The organism is Streptomyces sp. NPDC042201 (assembly GCF_055582185.1).
On the sequence record NZ_JBVJDS010000004.1, the window covers coordinates 682,083 to 698,425 of the forward strand.

Here is a 16,343-nt window from a genome sequence, read left to right on the forward strand (position 1 = left end):
ATCCGAACGGGCCGCCGGGTGTGTCGTCCCGGCGGCCCGCGTGCGGTGCGTCGTGCTGGGGGCCGCTGTCAGACCCGTGGCTGGGTCGGCCGCGTGGCCGTCAGCCCGATCTGGCCCTTGAGCATCCGGCCGCCGTCGCCGGTCAGCCGCAGATAGTAGTCCGCCGAGCAGGAGGTGCCGTCCTCGTCGAGCGCCCAGATGCCCGATCCTGCCGGCACCTGCGCGCCGGTCTCGGCGGTCTTCGCGATCTGGTTGCCCTCGTTGAACTCGTCGAACATGGAGATGTAGACGCCCTGGGCGCCGACCCTGACCATGTTGTAGAACTGCCGCCACATGAAGTCGCCATGGGCGCGGTGCCGTTCCTGCAGATCACCCGGCATCACGCAGGGCTGGTAGTCGATGCCGTGTGCGTCGCAGTCGGCCTGGTCCGGGGTGTTGATGTCGCGGAAGAACTGATCGGACTGGGCGGCGCTGGAGATCCGCCCGACCATCCACGGCGAGATCATGTTGAAGGAGTGGTACACGTCCGAGAAACCGGGCCGTGAGTCGTCGGTGCTGTTCCGCCAGTGGGTGGGCACTCCACCGATGACGTAACACCCCTGGGACTTGAACCAGTCGACGACCTCTTTGCACGGCGCGGGCTCGAACGGCCGGCCGGGGTCGTTGAATCCGAAGCCCCAGATGCACACCACCGGCTTGCCGTTCTGCCGGGCGTAGGCGCCGGACGCGGTGTGCGCCTTCATTTTCGCCGTCCAGTCCTCCTTGATCTGGGACTGCATGGACGTCCAGCCGGTGACGTCGTACATGATGTAGAACTTCCGGCCGTTGGCCTCGGCGGCCTGGCGCACCTTCTGCGCCATCGCGTCCCGGGTGGGGCCCTCGGGGCTGAAGGGGTTGAAGCGCTGGAGCGCCGCGGTGTCGCAGTTGTTCTCCCGCATCCAGCGGAAGTGGGTGTCGACCGTCTGCTGGTCCCACGAGGAGAACAGCGTCGCGGGCTGGCCACCGTTGAGGTTCGCGTAGGCGGTGGGGTAACCCCGCGTGTACTCACGCATGTCCGGCCACGACTTGATGGTGGTATTGCCCGGCGAGGGCGGCTGGCCCATGTTCTGACTCCAGTGCCACCACCCATTGATGGGGGCGCCGTCACCGGTGCAGGCGAACCAGCCCTGGTAGCCCACGGTGATTTTGCCGACCACGTCCCCGGGGGGACTCGCGGCGGGTCCGGCTTTCGCACGGCGTCTCGGTTCGGCTGCCGTCGCACCCTGGGGGGCGATGCTGACGCCACCGATCGCGGCCGATGCGGCCAGCGCGGACGCGATGGCCGATCGTCGGGACATATTCACGGAGGATTTCCTCCCGCCAGATATCTGCCGGAAATGCGTAAAGCCCTGGAGAGTGGGGGGATTTACAGGCGGCGGCAGTCCGCCCGGCTCCCAAGGGCACGTCTGTGCAAAGTAGTCGGGCGGTGCGGTCCGCCACAAGGCTGCGAACGCCAGGTATTCGGCCAAGAATTCCTTCGGTGTGTCAGTCCATTTTCTTTACGCTTTCCGTTTCCAGCGAAATGCGCAATAGCGCGGGGCCGCCCCGGATCCGGCCCGTGTCCCCCCGGTGCGCTCCCCCTGTGTCCCTCTGCGCTCGTCTGCGCTCGAATGCCCCTCGGTGGCACCGGGCATCACCTTCCCGACACCGTTGACGGGGGAGGTGCGCGGTGCACGGACCGGCGATGGCCGGCTGGCTGCTCGTCGCGCTCTGCGTGGCCGCCGGGAGCTACTGTCTGCTCCGGTTACGCAGCAGCGTCGAGGAACAGCGCGGTTCGGCGGGCGGCGAAGCACTGATGGGGTTCGGAATGGCGGCCATGGCGGTGCCCGCGGCCGCCTTGCCGGCGCCCCGGTGGGTCTGGCTGGTGTACGCAGCGGTGTTCGCGGGTGCGGCGCTGTACGCTCTCGCCCCGACCCGGTCGTCGGCCCTCGGCAGGGCGCACCACGCGCATCACCTGCTGGGGATGGCCGTGATGGTCTACATGGCCGGGGCGATGGCCGCCGCGCCCGGCGGGGCACACGGCGCGCACACGGCGGGCGGCGCCCCGTTGGTCACGGGAGTCCTGCTGGTCTACTACGCCGGATATGTGCTGCGGACGGGCGCCGGCCTGCTGCCACGGCCCGCCGTGGCCGGGCCGGCGGGCGGCGGCACGGCCACGGTCGGCTGGGGCGACCGGCCCGAGCTGGCGCTGGCCTGCCGGCTGTCCATGGGCATCGCCATGCTCGCGATGCTGCTCACGCTCTGACGTCCCGTCCCGGCCGTGGGTCGGCGCTTTACCCGGGCCGAAACCGTGTCGTAGGTCACTTGACCCGCAAGTCCGTACCGCTGGTCGGCGCCGCCCTCATACTCTGGTGACCATGATGGTCTCCCTGGCGCTGCTGCTGCTCGGTGCACTGGCCGCCGTCGTCGCCCCGCGGCTCCTGTCGCGCGCCGACTGGCCGGAGCGCGAGCCCGTGGTGGCGCTGTGGGTGTGGCAGTGCGTCGTGGCGGCCGTGCTGCTGAGTTTCGCGCTCTCCATGACCTTCAGCGCGGCCGCCGCCTGGCAGGCTGTACGGGGCCATGTCTTCGCGCCCGCCCCGAACGGAGTGGTGGAGGCGTACGCCCTCGGCGCGAACCGGCCGTGGTCGGCCCTGCTCGCCGTGGTCCTGGCGTGCGGCGGCCTCTGGACGGCGGCGATGCTCACCCGGGAGATCCACCAGGCACGCAGGCGGCGCGGGCAGCGCCGCGGCGACCTGCTCGTACGCTCTCCCCTGCTGCCCGGCGAGGAGCCCGGCGGCGATCGTCTCGTCGTGCTGGAGGGCGAGCGGCCCGACGCCTGGTGGCTGCCGGGCGCCGCGCCGCAGCTGGTCGTCACCACCGCCGCGCTGCGCCGGCTGAAGGGCCGGCAGCTCGATGCCGTACTCGCCCATGAGCAGGGCCACGCGCGCGCCAGGCACGACTGGCTGCTGCACTGCTCAGCGGCGCTCGCGTACGGCTTTCCGCAGGTGCCGGTGTTCGCGGCGTTCCGTGACGAGATGCACCGGCTGGTGGAGCTGGCCGCCGACGATGTCGCCTCGCGGCGGTTCGGCCGGCTGACGATCGCGCTCGCGCTGGTCGAACTGAACGAGGACCGCGGGGTGTTCGGGCCCGGCACCACCCCGGACGCGCAGCTGCCGCAGCGGGTGAACCGGCTGCTGGCGCCCGTGCCGCGGCTCACCGCGGGGCGCCGGCTGCGGCTGACCGCGGCGGCCGCGCTGGTGCCGGTGGTACCGGTGCTGGTCGCTTTCGTCCCGGCGCTCCGCGCCCTGGGATAGGTTGACGCGCACTTCGTCGGCAAGGATCACCTCATGTACTCGCCGCCAATTCCCACTGCCGCGCCGGCCACTCCCCCGACGCGTCCCCCGCTGGTCACACCGGCCCGTACGGCCGCCGTGCTGGCCGCCCTCTCGGGTGTGCTGGTGGCGCTCGTCGTGGCGCGGTGGGGGCCGCTGCTCCGGCTGGACCGCGCGCTCGCGGAGGGACTGCACCGCTGGGCGGTGGCCGAGCCGGGAATCACCTGGGTCAACCGGGTCCTCACCGACTGGGCCTGGGATCCCTGGACGATGCGCCTGCTGACGGCGGCGGCCGTGGTCGCGGTGTATCTGCGGGGCGGCCGGCTGCTCGCCGTCTGGGTCTCGGCGACGAGTGCGGTGGGCGCGGCCCTCTCCCAGGGGCTGAAGGCGGGGGTGGGGCGGGAGCGTCCGCAGTGGCCCGACCCGGTCGACTCCGCGCACTTCGCCGCGTTCCCGTCCGGACACGCCATGACGGCCACGGTGACCTGCGGACTGCTGCTGTGGCTGCTGCGGCGCCAGGGCGCGGGCCCGCTGGTGTGGCGTACGGCGCTGGCCGTCGCGGTCCTCTCGGTGGCCGGGGTGGGCCTCACCCGGCTCTGGCTGGGGGTGCACTGGGGTACGGACGTGCTGGGCGGCTGGCTGCTCGGCGGCTGTCTGGTCGCCCTCTCGATCGCCACGTACGGCCGCCTGGCCTTGTCCCGGGAGCGGTGACCCCGCGAGGATCGGACGCATGACGTTCAAGGGTGTGCTCTTCGACTTCTCCGGAACCCTCTTCCGTATCGAATCGGCGGGATCCTGGCTGCAAGCCACGCTCGACGAGGCGGGCGCCGCCGTGCCGCCCGACGAGGTGCGGCGGTACGCGATGCGGCTGGCCGTGGCGGGTGCGCTGCCCGGCGGCCCCTCCCCGCAGCAGGTGCCGCCGGACCTGGCCGCGCTGTGGGCCACCCGCGACGAGAGCGCCGCGCGGCACCGCGCCGCGTACACCGGGCTCGCCCGGCAGGTGCCGCTGCCCGACCCCGCCCTGTACGACGCGCTCTACGAGCGCCATATGACGCCCGCCGCCTGGCGTCCGTACGCCGACGCCGCCGAGGTGCTCGGCGCGCTGCGGCGCGGGGGGCTCGGCGTCGCGGTGGTGAGCAACATCGGCTGGGATCTGCGGCCCGTCTTCCGCGCCCACGGCCTGGACTCGTTGGTGGACGCGTATGTCCTCTCGTACGAGCACGGCATCCAGAAGCCGGACGCGCGGCTCTTCCAGGCGGCCTGCGACGAGCTGGGACAGGATCCCCACGATGTGCTGATGGTCGGGGACGACCGGGGGGCGGACGGCGGCGCGGCGGAGCTGGGCTGCTCGGTGCATTTCGTGGACCATCTGCCGGTGGAGGAGCGCCCGGCCGGACTGCGGCCCGTCGTCGCCCTGGCGAGCCGGGGACCGCTGCCGTAACCCTGGGGCGGGGGCCCCGGCCGGGCCCCCGCCTCAATCCCGGAAACGGACAGCCGGAACCCCGGAAACGGGCGCTCCCGCGCCGTCCGGGCATGCCGAAGCCGCCTGCCTTGGGCGATCCCCCGCGTCGCCCAAGGCAGGCGGCAGCCCCGTCGCACGGGCCCGGAGGGCGCGCAGCAGGACGCTCTGAGTATATTGGCTGAGAGCCAGTCAACGCAGGAGTCAAGCATGTCCCCGCGGAGCGCATCGGTCAATGAAGAGCTCCGCCGTCGTTCCCGGGAGCGGTTGCTGCAGGCGACGGTGGAGCTGGTCGCCGAGCGCGGTTACGAGGCCACGACGCTCGCCGACATCGCCGACCGGGCCGGTTCGGCGCGCGGTCTCGTGTCGTACTACTTCCCGGGGAAACGCCAGCTGCTGCAGTCCGCCGTGCACCGGCTGATGCACCGCACGCTGGAAGCCGCGCTGGAGCGCGAGCCGGCCACGGACGACGGGCGGGAGCTGATGGCGCGGGCGATCGACGCCATCCTCGGGCTGACGGCGCAGAGCCCCGTGCTGATGCGGACGCACATGGCCGGAATCCTGCAGGCCGAGGGTTTTGTGCAGTGCCCGGAACAGCAGCGTCTCGCGCAGCTGCTGCGCGAGACGGTCGTGCGGTACGGCTCACAGGCCCCGGACAGCGACTATCCGCTGCTGCGCGCCCTGCTGATGGGCGCGGTCTTCGCGGTCCTGATGCCGGGGGCGCCGATGCCACTGCCCCGGCTGCGCGCCGAGCTGTTCAGGCGCTACGGGCTGGAGTGGGAGCTCGGCGTTCCGCCGGACGGGGAGCCGCCCGGCGGAACGAGTCAGGACATCGTCCTTCAGTGGCCGAAGCGGTCGAAGTAGTCGGGCTGCGTCTGGACGTTGAGCTCATCCAGCCGCACCCGCTTCGCCGGGTCGGTCCTGCGGTCGTCGAGCTTCAGCACGTCGAAGCCCTTGGCGATGTCGTTCGAGTAGATGTAGCCGTTGTAGTAGTACGCCGACCATGGCCCCGCGGTCGTGACACTGGTGGTGGAGATGGGACCGCGCTCGAAGAAGGCGATCTCCTTCGGCTTCGAGGAGTCGGTGAAGTCCCACACCGAGATGCCGCCCTGGTACCAGGCCTGGACCATGATGTCGCGGCCCTTGACCGGAATCAGCGAGCCGTTGTGGGCGACGCAGACCTCGGTCTCCGCCTGGTAGCGGGGGATCTTGAAGTAGCTGCGGAAGACCAGCTTGCGGTGGTCGCCCCGGCCGACGATGTCGTAGATGCCGTCGGCGCCGCGCTTCGGGCCGATCTCGGCGTTGCAGGTGGCGGCGCCACCGCCGCCCAGCTCATCGGTGAAGACGACCTTGTCGGCATCCTGGTTGAAGGTGGCCGAGTGCCAGAAGGCGAAGTTGACATTGTCCTGGACCCGGTCGATCACCCTGGGGCGTTCCGGGTTCTTGATGTCGAAGAGGATGCCGTCACCCATGCAGGCGCCGGCGGCCAGGTCCTTCGAGGGCAGCACGGTGATGTCGTGGCAGCCGGTGGTCGCGGAGACACCCGGGTTGGTGGGCGCGCCCGGGTTGCCGCCGTCCGGGAACAGCACGGGGAAGTTCACGATCGCGGCGTTCTGCGGGGCCTTGCGCGGCACCTTGATGATGGAGATGCCGTCGTGCGGCGGCTGGCAGTCCGGGAAGGTCGCGCTGGGCGAGTACGAGGAGACGTAGATGTAGACGTCCTTGCGCTCCGGCACCAGCGTGTGCGTGTGCGAGCCACAGGCGGTCTCGACAGCGGCGACGTACTTGGGGTTCCGCTTGTCGCTGATGTCGAAGATCTTCATGCCCTCCCAGGAGGACTTCTCCGTCGCGGGCTGCGTGGCACTCGTGCAGGAGTTGTCACTGCGGGAGGAGTCCGTGGAGAGGAAGAGCAGGTCACCGGAGACGGTGATGTCGTTCTGCGATCCGGGACACAGGACCTGGGCGACCGTCTTCGGCGACCTCGGGTTGCTGATGTCGAAGATCCGGAAGCCGTCGTAGTTGCCGGAGAAGGCGTACTTCCCCTGGAACGTGAGGTCCGAGTTGGTGCCCTTGATCAGGTCCTTGGGGACATTGACCAGGTGCTCGATGTTGTCGCTGTGGACGATCTCGTCCACACCGGGTATGTCGCCCTTCTCGATGGCGGCCTTCGCTTCGGCGGCCACGCCGGCGGAGATCTTCTGCTGGGCGGGGCCATCACCGGGGTCGGGGGTGGCCGCCGCCGGTCCAGCGGTCAGCAGCGTGGCGAAGAGCCCGGCCGCGGCTGCCGCCACGCCCAGACGTCTGCGCCGCGCTCGGGTGGTGTGCAACGAGATCACTGCGTCCTCCCTTGTATCCGTTCAGAGTTGAACGGGTCACGGACCTCGGCAGTATCGTCCCTCTCATGTACATCTCAACAGATGGCAACAGAGACGTAATGAAAGTTTTTGATCACTCGTCCACGGAAGCGTGTTAGGACGGTGTTCTGCCCCGTCATGTACCTCAGGAGGTCGCTGTGTTGATCCGCCACAGGAGCCCGCGCGTGCGCAGGTCCGCCGTCGCGACCGCGGTCGCCGTCGCCGTACTCGCCCTGGGAGCCTGCGACTCGGGCGACGACAGCCCCGCGAAGGCCAAGGGCGACGGTGCCCGGGGTGTGGTGGCACCCGGCGCGCCGGGTGAGCCCGCGCGGACCCTCTCGCCCGAGGAGGCGGTGAAGGCCGCCCCCGACAACACCCCCAACTCCGCGGATTTCACCTACGCGCAGATGATGATCGTCCATCACGGCCAGGCGCTGGAACTGACGGCGCTCGTGCCGGACCGGGCCGCGTCGGCGTCCGTGAAGGGGCTCGCCGATCGGATCGCCGCCGCGCAGAAGCCCGAGATCGGCGCGATGGAGGGCTGGCTGACCCAGCACGGCGGCGCCCGGAAACAGGCGGGGCACGACCACGGCACGATGCCCGGAATGGCCACGAAGGCCCAACTGGCGCAGTTGCGGGCGGCGAAGGGCAATGCCTTCGACGAGCTCTTCCTCAAGCTGATGATCACTCACCATCAGGGGGCGATCACCATGGCCACCGAAGCGCTGTCGGAGGGCAACAACGTGCAGGTGGAGGAGATGGCGACCGATGTCATCGCCCAGCAGACCGTCGAGATGAGCCGGATGCGCGGGATGTGAGGCACGGGCCGGCCGGCGGTCGGTGTGCCGTGCGGTCAGCGGCGGTGGTGACGGGGTGACAGATGACCCTCGTCGCGGGCGCCGGCGATCAGCCTGAGCGACTTGCGGCGGCTGAACCCGGTGGCGGACATCACCGCGAGCACCGGATCCTGGCCCTCCTGCTGGGCGGCGCGGTAGATCTCGGCGACGCTCAGCCGGGTGGCGCCGCCGCGCTGCACGGCGGGGCGGCCGCGGTGCCTGCCGGTCGGCTCACGTTCCTCGCCGCGGTCGGCGGGCGGAGCGCTCTCGGACACGTCAGCCGCGTCCGGCTGGACGACGGCCGGTTCGACGGTGGCCGCTTCGACGACGGCGGGTTCGACGGCTGCTTCGATGGCTGCTTCGGCGGCCTCGGGCTCGATGGCGTCCGGTCCGCGCTCGGCCGGCTCACCGAGAGCGGGCTCACCGAGGGCGACCTCACTGGCGGCGGGCTCGACCGCCGCGGGCTCACCGGCGGGCTGCGGCGCGGGCGGCCGGTGATGGCCGGCGACCACCTGGCAGGCGTTCACGAGCGGTGCCTCGATCGCCTCGGCGAGGGCGGCGAAGCCGTCCAGGGCCAGCGGTGGATCGGCCTGCGCGCCCTCGATGGCGATGCGGCCGTCGCGTACCACCGCCAGCACATCGAGCCGGGCGCCGTCCGCGAAGGTCAGCCGGATGTCGACCCAGGGCGGGACGACCTCGCGCCGGGCGGCGCCGTCCCGGGGATCCCCGGAGCCGGTGACGGTGCCGTGCCCCTGCACCTCCCAGATGGGCCACTCGTACGCGTCGTGCTCATTCGGGTCCTGGGCGGAATTCAATTTATGTTCCGACACATTCGCACCTTAATCAGCCGATTCGCCCCGATTGTCGGGGCGCGCACATGCTCACTCCGTACGGCACCCTGTCGGCTCATCGCACCGGTCCGGCGCGCCGGTGCGATGCTGGAATCCCGGTGGGAAGGAGTGCGCCGTGCTGCGCATCGCCGTCGTCGGATCCGGCCCCAGTGGCGTGTACGCCGCCCAGGCCCTCGTCCAGCAGACCCGTGTGCCCGATGTCCAGGTGCAGATCCTGGACCGGCTCCCCTGCCCGTACGGACTGGTGCGCTACGGCGTCGCGCCCGACCACGAGAAGATCAAATCGCTCCAGAGCAGTCTGCGGGCGGTGCTGGAGCACGAGCGGGTCGGCTTTCTCGGCCATGTCGAGGTGGGCACGGGAGGGCTCACGCCCGAGCGGCTGCTCGAGCTGTATCACGGCGTCGTCTACTGCGTCGGGGCCGCCAGGGACCGAGCGCTCGGGGTGCCCGGCGAGGAGCTGCCCGGCAGCTTCTCCGCCACCGACTTCGTCTCCTGGTACAGCGCCCACCCCGACGCGGCGACCAGGGGATTCGCGCTGGACGGAGAGTCGGCGGTGGTGATCGGCGTGGGCAATGTCGCCGTCGATGTGACCCGCATCCTGGCGCGCGGCGCCGATGAACTGCGCACGACCGATGTGCCCCACGCGGCCCTCGGGGCACTGGCCGCCAGCGGCCTGCGCGAGACGCACATCGTGGGCAGACGGGGTCCTTCGCAGGCGAAGTTCACCACCAAGGAGCTGCGGGAGCTGGGCTCGCTCCCGTCGGCGGAGATCAGGGTGGAGCAGGCGGACCTGGATCTGGACCCGGCGTACACGGGGACGGCGGAGATGACCCTGCCGGCGGCGAACCGGCGCAATCTGGAGGTCGTACGCGGCTGGGCGGCGCTGCCTCCGCAGCACCGGGCACGCCGGATCCACCTGCGGTTCTTCCTGCGGCCTGTGGAGATCCTGGAAGCGGGCGGACGGGTGGCCGGGGTGCGTTTCGAGCGCACCGTGCCGGACGGCGAGGGCGGGGTGCGGGGCACCGGCGCGTACGAGGACATCGAGGCGCAGCTCGTGCTGAGGGCGGTCGGCTACCGGGGCGTACCGCTGGCGGGGCTGCCGTTCGACGCGACCACGGGCACGGTCCCGCACACGGCGGGGCGTGTGCTGCGGAACGGCGTGCCCTCCCCCGGCGAATATGTGGCGGGCTGGATCAAGCGCGGCCCCACAGGGGTGATCGGCACCAATCGGCCCTGCGCGAAGGAGACCGTCGCCTCCCTTCTCGACGATGCTCCGGCGCTGGCCGCACGGCGGGTGGCGGAGGATCCCGCCGCCGCGCTGCGGGAGTCGGGTCAGCGGCCGGTGGAGTGGCCGGGCTGGCTGGCGATCGAGGAGGCCGAGTCGGCGCTCGGGCGGACACTGGGGCGGCGGTCGGTGAAGATCCCGGACTGGCCGGGACTGCTGGAGGCGGCGCTGCGCGGGCCCGGCAGGCTGGAGTCGGACCGCTGAGACCCACCGATGCCGACTCGGGCATCCTCCGGGGGCGGCGAGAACGGGGGCAAGTTCGCGCCACTCGCGCTCCGGCAGCGCGGCGTGCTCGACGCCACGCACGGAATACCCCACCGGAGCAAGTGATTGACACTTTCGCCTGACCAGTACCGCCCCTACAGGAAGGCCCCCATGACCACCACCGCCCTCGCCCCCGAGCAGGCTCACGCCCGCCTTGCCGAGCTGACCGTCATCGACGTGCGCACCCCCGGCGAATACGCCTCCGGTCACCTGCCCGGCGCCCACAACATCCCCCTGGACCACCTCGACCGGGCACTCGACGCCATAAAGACCGCGGCCGGCCGCGGCGATCTCCTTCTCGTCTGCGCCTCCGGCGTCCGCTCCACCCAAGCCTGCCGGCGCCTCGCCGAGCACGGGATATCCGCCGCCGGCCTCACCGGCGGCACCGACAACTGGATCCGGCTCGGCCACGACATCCACCGCCCCGCCGGCGCCCGTACGGCCTGGGCCATGGAACGGCAGGTCCGGCTCACCGCCGGAGCCCTCGTCCTGACCGGACTCATCGCCGGACAGCGCCGGTCCGCGGCCCGCTGGCTGTCCGCGGGCGTCGCCGGCGGCCTGGTCTTCTCCGCCCTCACCGACACGTGTGGCATGGCCCGCGTCCTGGCCAAGCTCCCCCACAACCAGCCCCGCGCCACCGACCTCGACGCCACCCTCGCCGCCCTCGTCGACTGACGCGGCGTCAGGCCGCTCCGTCGCCTTCTTGACGGTCCACCGGGCCGCACCCACACTGATGGGCGACGGTCGACCAGGTCCCCACCGGTGCGGTGGGGCACGTGCGGTCTCGCGCTCCGGCGAGGCCCGATGACGGGACCGGCGCGCATGCCCACGACATCCGAGAAGAGCGAGAGCGCCTGTCGGCCCCTCCGGCAGGCGCCGCTGCCGCGTCCGCATGTGCTGACCAAGCGCCGTCACATCGATCTGCTGCGGCTCCGGCGCGGCTGCGCTCCGACCGGCTGAGCCGAACCGGTCCGCAATCGCAGTCCTGGGTCCGGGCGTTGCGCGCCGCGGCGCGCCGCCGGGCCGTCCTCCCCGCACGGCCACCGGCGCCGAAGAAGTCACCGTGGCTCCACCGCACCCATGGAGACAGCCATGCCCCAGATCTTTGCGCACACGTCGCTTCCGGCAACGCTTCACGATCCCCACGCCGTCATGTCCACGCACTTCCGCGCCCGGATCGGCGCCGATCCGGGCGGTGGTTTCTACCCGGCGCCGCACCGCTACCACCTGTATCTCTCGCGCGGCTGTCCGCGCTCGCTGCGCGTCTCGATCACCCTCGGCCTGCTCGGACTCGGCGAGACGGTCGGCACCACGCTCCTGCCGTTCCCGGCCGGCGGCCGCGACGCGCTCGCTCCGCTGCGTACGGCCTACGAGACCACCCGGCACCACTACGCCGGTCCGCTGACCGTGCCCGCGCTGTGCGACCGGTGGAGCGGACGGGTCGTCAGCAATCACACCCCCGACATCCTCGACGACCTCGCCCGCCACTTCACCGACCGGGACAACGCCGATCTGCCCCGTCTGCGGCCCGCCTCCCTGGCCGCCGACATCGACGCCGTACGCGAACTCCTCGGCGAGGGCCTCGTCCAGGGCCCGGCGCTGGATCTCCTGGAACGTCAACTGGCGTCGCACCCTTATGTGCTGGGCGAGACGCTGACGGCCGCGGACGTGGATCTGTGGGTGGCCCTGGTCCACCTGGACGCCGAGGACGCCGACGCCGTACGCCGCGTCGCCGCTGGTGACCGCCTCGGGTCGTACGTACGGCGGCTGGGTGCCCATCCGGCCTTCCACAAATTTCCGCCTTCGGAGGGAAAGCGGGAACAGAGCGGTCAGGATCTGTGTTCACGCGAGAAGGACTGTGTCGGAGCCCCAAGCCGGGTTACGGTGCCGGCAGGTCATGAGTGTCAGCGTGAAGCCCTGGCTTGCTGAGTCCGCAAGCGCGAGGCCGAGACGGCGTAAGCCGGTAGGGATGGAGGTGACGGCAGTGCGGGGAGCTCCTCAGCGGCCCATGGTCACCACCGTCACGTACTCGCGGCGGCACATCGATCTCCAGCGCGTCGCCGCCGCCCTGTGTCCGGCGTACGAGTCCGTCGCCGCGCGACACCCGGCCGCTTAGGCCGTTTCCGCACCTGGCCCTCCCTTCGCCCGGCCCTCCCTTTCGCCTGGCCCTTTTCCCTTTTCGCGGACGCCTCCACCCCGACTGAGCACGGGCGCGGACGTCTTTCGGCATGCTCACAGGAAGCAGTGCACCCATGCCCCGAGCATCACACGCAGCCCTCCACCTGGCCGTCGCCCTCGATGGCGCCGGCTGGCATCCCGCGGCCTGGCGGGAGCCGGACGCCCGGCCCGGCGAACTGTTCACCGCGCGGTACTGGACCGGCCTGGTCACCGAGGCCGAGCGGGGTCTGCTGGACTTTGTGACCATCGATGACTCGCTGAGCCTCCAGACCTCCCGCTACGTCGAGCCGGACGAGCGCACCGACCAGGTACGGGGCCGGCTGGACGCGGTACTGATCGCCGCCCGGGTGGCGCCGCTGACCCGGAACATCGGGGTGATCCCGACCGCCGTGGTCACCCACACCGAGCCCTTCCACCTCTCGAAGGCAATCGCCACCCTCGACTACGTGAGCACCGGACGGGCCGGAATCCAGGTCAGGGTGTCCGGACGCGCCGACGAGGCCACGCACTTCGGCCGCCGTACGGTGCCGGGCCTGCGCATCGAGGACCTGGCCACGGCTGCGGGACAGCCCTGGGTGAAGGAGCTGTTCGACGAAGCCGCCGACTACGTCGAGGTGCTGCGCCGGCTCTGGGACAGCTGGGAGGACGACGCGGAGATCCGCGATGTCGCCACCGGCCGCTTCATCGACCGCGACAAGCTGCACTACATCGACTTCGAAGGCGCGCACTTCAATGTGAAGGGCCCCTCGATCACCCCGCGCCCGCCCCAGGGGCAGCCGCTCGTCGCCGCGCTGGCGCACGCGACCGTCCCGTACGAACTGGTCGCCCGCTCGGCCGACCTCGGATTCGTCACCCCGGGCGGCGCCGATGATGCCCGGGCCGTTCTGGCCGAGATCCGCGCGGTGCAGGCCGCCGCCGGCCGCGCCGACGAGACCGTGCACGTCTTCGGCGACCTGGTGGTCTTCCTCGACGCCGACCCCGGCGCCGCTGCGGACCGCAAGGCCCGCCTGGACGAACGCGCCGGCGCCGAGTACAGCAGCGACGCCCGCGTCTTCACCGGGACGCCCGGGCAACTCGCGGACCTGCTCGAGGAATTGCGGGACGCCGGATTGACCGGCTTCCGGCTGCGGCCCGCCGCCCTTCCGTACGACCTGGAGCAGATCACCCGCCACCTCGTGCCCGAGCTCCAGCGCCGTGGCGCGTTCCGTACCGCGTACGAGGCGAGCACCCTGCGCGGACTGCTCGGACTGACCCGCCCCGCCAACCGCTACGCCGCCGCCTGAGCCGGAAGGACCGTACGAGTATGAGCAAGTCCGCCACGCCACTGAAGCAGATCCACCTCGCCGCGCATTTCCCCGGCGTCAACAACACCACGGTATGGAGCGACCCGAAGGCGGGCAGCCACGTCGAGTTCAGCTCGTTCGTACACTTCGCGCAGACCGCCGAGCGCGCCAAGTTCGACTTTCTCTTTCTCGCCGAGGGCCTGCGGCTGCGAGAACAGGGCGGCCGGATCTACGACTTGGACGTCGTCGGGCGGCCCGACACCTTCACCGTCCTGACCGCGCTCGCCGCCGTCACCGAACGCCTCGGCCTGACCGGCACGATCAACTCGACCTTCAACGAGCCCTACGAGGTGGCCCGCCAGTTCGCCAGCCTCGACCATCTGTCGGACGGCCGCGCCGCCTGGAACGTCGTCACCTCGTGGGACGCCTTCACCGGCGAGAACTTCCGCCGCGGCGGCTTCCTGCCGCAGAACGAGCGCTACTCGCGGGCGAAGGAGTTCCTGAGCACCACCACCGAGTTGTTCGACTCCTGGCAGGGCGACGAGATAGCCGCCGACAAGGAGTCGGGCACCTTCCTGCGGGACGCACGGGCCGGGGCCTTCGTGCACCAGGGCCGGCACTTCGACATCGCCGGACAGTTCAACGTCCCGCGCAGCCCCCAGGGCCGCCCGGTGATCTTCCAGGCCGGCGACTCCGAGGAAGGCCGCGAGTTCGCGGCGTCGAGCGCGGACGCGATCTTCAGCCGCTACAGCACCCTCAAGGAAGGCCAGGCGTTCTACACGGACGTCAAGGGCCGCCTCGCCCGTCATGGACGCACCCACGACCAGCTGCTGATCCTGCCCGCCGCGACCTTCGTCCTCGGCGACACGGACACCGAGGCGCAGGAGCTGGCCCGCGAGGTGCGCCGCCAGCAGGTCAGCGGCGCCACCGCCATCAAGCACCTGGAATTCGTCTGGAACCGCGACCTGTCCGGCTACGACCCGGAAGGACCGCTCCCCGACATCGACCCCGACCTCGGCGAGCACACCATCGCCCGCGGCCGCGCCCAGGTACGGATGTACCGCGACCCGCTGGCCACCGCCCGCGAGTGGCGGGAGCTCGCGGCCGCGAACAAGTGGTCGATCCGGGACCTGGTCATCGAGACCGGGAGCCGCCAGGCCTTCGTCGGCTCCCCGGCCACCGTCGCCGAGACCATCAACTCATTCGTGCAGGCCGACGCCGCCGACGGCTTCATCCTCGTCCCCCACATCACGCCCGGCGGGCTCGACGTCTTCGCCGACACCGTCGTCCCGCTCCTCCAGGAGCGCGGCGTGTTCCGTACGGAGTACGAGGGCGCCACCCTGCGCGACCACCTCGGCCTGGCCCATCCCGACGCCGACGCGGCCGCCGAGCGGGCCGCGTCGTGAAGTTCCTGGCCATCACCCTGATCGTGCACGCCCCGGACCCGGTGACCGGCGTGCGCAAGTCCACCCAGGACCGCTTCCGTGAGGTGATCGACAACGCGCTGCTCGCCGAGGAGCTGGGCTTCGACGGCTTCGGCGTCGGCGAGCGCCACGAACGGCCGTTCATCTCGTCCTCGCCGACGGTGGTGCTCAGCCACCTCGCCGCCCTCACCCGGCGGATCCGGCTGTTCACCGCCGTGACGACGCTGAGCCTGCTCGACCCGGTGCGGGCGTACGAGGACTACGCGACCCTCGACCACCTCTCCAACGGCCGACTCGATCTGATCATCGGCAAGGGCAACGGCACGGCCCAGCGCGAGCTGTTCCACGTCACCGCCGAGGACCAGTGGGACCGCAACGCCGAGTCGTACGAGCTGTTCCGCCGGATCTGGCGGCAGGACAAGGTGACGTACGCGAGCCGCTTCCGCCCGGAGCTGAAGGAGGCCGAGGTCTGGCCCCGGCCGTTCCAGCAGCCGATCCGGGTCTGGCACGGCAGCGCGACCAGCCGGGAGTCGGTGGATCTGGCCGCCCGCTACGGGGATCCGCTGTTCTCCGCCAATGTCACCAACCCGATCGAGCCCTATGCCGAGCTCATCCGCTACTACCGGCAGCAGTGGGAGTACTACGGCCACGACCCCGCCCTGGCCACGGTCGGCGCGGGAACGGCCGGTTTCTACACCGCCCGCACCTCGCAGGAGGCTCTGGCCGCCTACCGGCCGGTCTTCGAAGGCCGTCTGGCCTTTCAGAAGCAGCTCGGCCTCGAACCGGTCTTCCCCACCCTGGACGACTTCGTCGAGCGCAGCTCCGCCCTCATCGGCAGCCCGCAGCAGGTGATCGAGAAGGTGCACCGCTACCACGAGCAGTTCGGCCACAGCGTGCTGCACCTGCACGCGGACGGCGACGGCCTCACCGACAGCCGGCACCGGGACAGCCTTGAGCTGTTCCAGTCCGACATCGCCCCGACCCTGCGCCGTGAGATCCCCGACCCGCCGTTCGCCTGGGGCCCGGTCGCGCCCGCCACGGCCCTCTGACAAGGAGCAG

At 71.2% G+C, this 16,343-nt stretch carries 17 protein-coding genes; 14 read left to right on the top strand and 3 right to left on the bottom strand.

Translation table 11 applies throughout. The annotated features are described in order from the left end of the window. Positions 1-68 precede the first annotated feature (68 nt). Entirely contained in the window at positions 69-1,337 is a 1,269-nt protein-coding gene (locus ACZ6MZ_RS13380) for a glycoside hydrolase family 99 protein (protein WP_389790334.1), read from the bottom strand. 371 nt (positions 1,338-1,708) lie between these two features. On the opposite strand from ACZ6MZ_RS13380, the gene ACZ6MZ_RS13385 reads away from it, so the two are divergent. The 5 genes from ACZ6MZ_RS13385 (at position 1,709) to ACZ6MZ_RS13405 (ending at position 5,673) form a co-directional block, all read left to right on the top strand. After that, complete coding sequence (locus tag ACZ6MZ_RS13385; RefSeq protein WP_469351726.1) at positions 1,709-2,284, top strand: DUF5134 domain-containing protein; 576 nt, start codon at positions 1,709-1,711, stop codon at positions 2,282-2,284. Between the two features lie 112 nt (positions 2,285-2,396). Next, the gene (locus ACZ6MZ_RS13390; protein WP_389790331.1) at positions 2,397-3,332 is read left to right on the top strand and encodes a M56 family metallopeptidase; all 936 of its coding nucleotides are present in this window, start codon (positions 2,397-2,399) and stop codon (positions 3,330-3,332) included. 33 nt (positions 3,333-3,365) lie between these two features. Then, entirely contained in the window at positions 3,366-4,061 is a 696-nt protein-coding gene (locus ACZ6MZ_RS13395) for a phosphatase PAP2 family protein (RefSeq protein ID WP_389675524.1), read from the top strand. Between the two features lie 19 nt (positions 4,062-4,080). Further along, positions 4,081-4,791: an HAD family hydrolase gene (locus tag ACZ6MZ_RS13400; protein WP_469351728.1), complete on the top strand. Its 711-nt coding sequence runs from the start codon at positions 4,081-4,083 to the stop codon at positions 4,789-4,791. Positions 4,792-5,019: 228 nt separating this feature from the next. Next, on the top strand, positions 5,020-5,673 hold the full coding sequence (locus ACZ6MZ_RS13405) for a TetR/AcrR family transcriptional regulator (RefSeq protein ID WP_389790329.1): 654 nt from the start codon (positions 5,020-5,022) through the stop codon (positions 5,671-5,673). Here ACZ6MZ_RS13405 and ACZ6MZ_RS13410 read toward each other — a convergent pair. Further along, the gene (locus tag ACZ6MZ_RS13410; RefSeq protein ID WP_384190860.1) at positions 5,649-7,145 is read right to left on the bottom strand and encodes an LVIVD repeat-containing protein; all 1,497 of its coding nucleotides are present in this window, start codon (positions 7,143-7,145) and stop codon (positions 5,649-5,651) included. The genes ACZ6MZ_RS13405 and ACZ6MZ_RS13410 overlap by 25 nt on opposite strands. 203 nt (positions 7,146-7,348) lie before the next feature. Here ACZ6MZ_RS13410 and ACZ6MZ_RS13415 point away from each other — a divergent pair, with 203 nt between their 5' ends. Next, positions 7,349-7,981 carry a DUF305 domain-containing protein gene (locus ACZ6MZ_RS13415; protein ID WP_389790328.1) on the top strand — a complete coding sequence of 211 codons (633 nt, stop codon included), beginning with the start codon at positions 7,349-7,351 and terminating at the stop codon, positions 7,979-7,981. A 35-nt stretch (positions 7,982-8,016) separates the two neighbouring features. On the opposite strand, the gene ACZ6MZ_RS13420 is transcribed toward ACZ6MZ_RS13415, so the two are convergent. Then, positions 8,017-8,829 (bottom strand): DUF6214 family protein, encoded by an 813-nt coding sequence (locus ACZ6MZ_RS13420; RefSeq protein WP_469351731.1) that lies wholly within the window; start codon positions 8,827-8,829, stop codon positions 8,017-8,019. A gap of 136 nt (positions 8,830-8,965) precedes the next feature. On the opposite strand from ACZ6MZ_RS13420, the gene ACZ6MZ_RS13425 reads away from it, so the two are divergent. The 8 genes from ACZ6MZ_RS13425 (at position 8,966) to ACZ6MZ_RS13460 (ending at position 16,333) form a co-directional block, all read left to right on the top strand. Further along, the gene (locus tag ACZ6MZ_RS13425) at positions 8,966-10,339 is read left to right on the top strand and encodes an FAD-dependent oxidoreductase (protein ID WP_469351732.1); all 1,374 of its coding nucleotides are present in this window, start codon (positions 8,966-8,968) and stop codon (positions 10,337-10,339) included. A gap of 171 nt (positions 10,340-10,510) precedes the next feature. Then, positions 10,511-11,074 carry a rhodanese-like domain-containing protein gene (locus tag ACZ6MZ_RS13430; RefSeq protein ID WP_469351733.1) on the top strand — a complete coding sequence of 188 codons (564 nt, stop codon included), beginning with the start codon at positions 10,511-10,513 and terminating at the stop codon, positions 11,072-11,074. A 147-nt stretch (positions 11,075-11,221) separates the two neighbouring features. Continuing rightward, entirely contained in the window at positions 11,222-11,359 is a 138-nt protein-coding gene (locus ACZ6MZ_RS13435; RefSeq protein WP_469351735.1) for a hypothetical protein, read from the top strand. Between the two features lie 192 nt (positions 11,360-11,551). Continuing rightward, the gene (locus ACZ6MZ_RS13440; RefSeq protein ID WP_469351736.1) at positions 11,552-12,328 is read left to right on the top strand and encodes a glutathione S-transferase C-terminal domain-containing protein; all 777 of its coding nucleotides are present in this window, start codon (positions 11,552-11,554) and stop codon (positions 12,326-12,328) included. A 79-nt stretch (positions 12,329-12,407) separates the two neighbouring features. Next, complete coding sequence (locus ACZ6MZ_RS13445; RefSeq protein ID WP_469351738.1) at positions 12,408-12,515, top strand: putative leader peptide; 108 nt, start codon at positions 12,408-12,410, stop codon at positions 12,513-12,515. A 136-nt stretch (positions 12,516-12,651) separates the two neighbouring features. Beyond that, complete coding sequence (locus ACZ6MZ_RS13450) at positions 12,652-13,860, top strand: LLM class flavin-dependent oxidoreductase (RefSeq protein WP_469351739.1); 1,209 nt, start codon at positions 12,652-12,654, stop codon at positions 13,858-13,860. Positions 13,861-13,880: 20 nt separating this feature from the next. Then, positions 13,881-15,266: an NtaA/DmoA family FMN-dependent monooxygenase gene (locus tag ACZ6MZ_RS13455; RefSeq protein WP_389790314.1), complete on the top strand. Its 1,386-nt coding sequence runs from the start codon at positions 13,881-13,883 to the stop codon at positions 15,264-15,266. Continuing rightward, positions 15,263-16,333: an LLM class flavin-dependent oxidoreductase gene (locus tag ACZ6MZ_RS13460; RefSeq protein WP_469351740.1), complete on the top strand. Its 1,071-nt coding sequence runs from the start codon at positions 15,263-15,265 to the stop codon at positions 16,331-16,333. Before ACZ6MZ_RS13455 ends, ACZ6MZ_RS13460 begins: the two co-directional genes overlap by 4 nt. Positions 16,334-16,343: the final 10 nt, after the last annotated feature.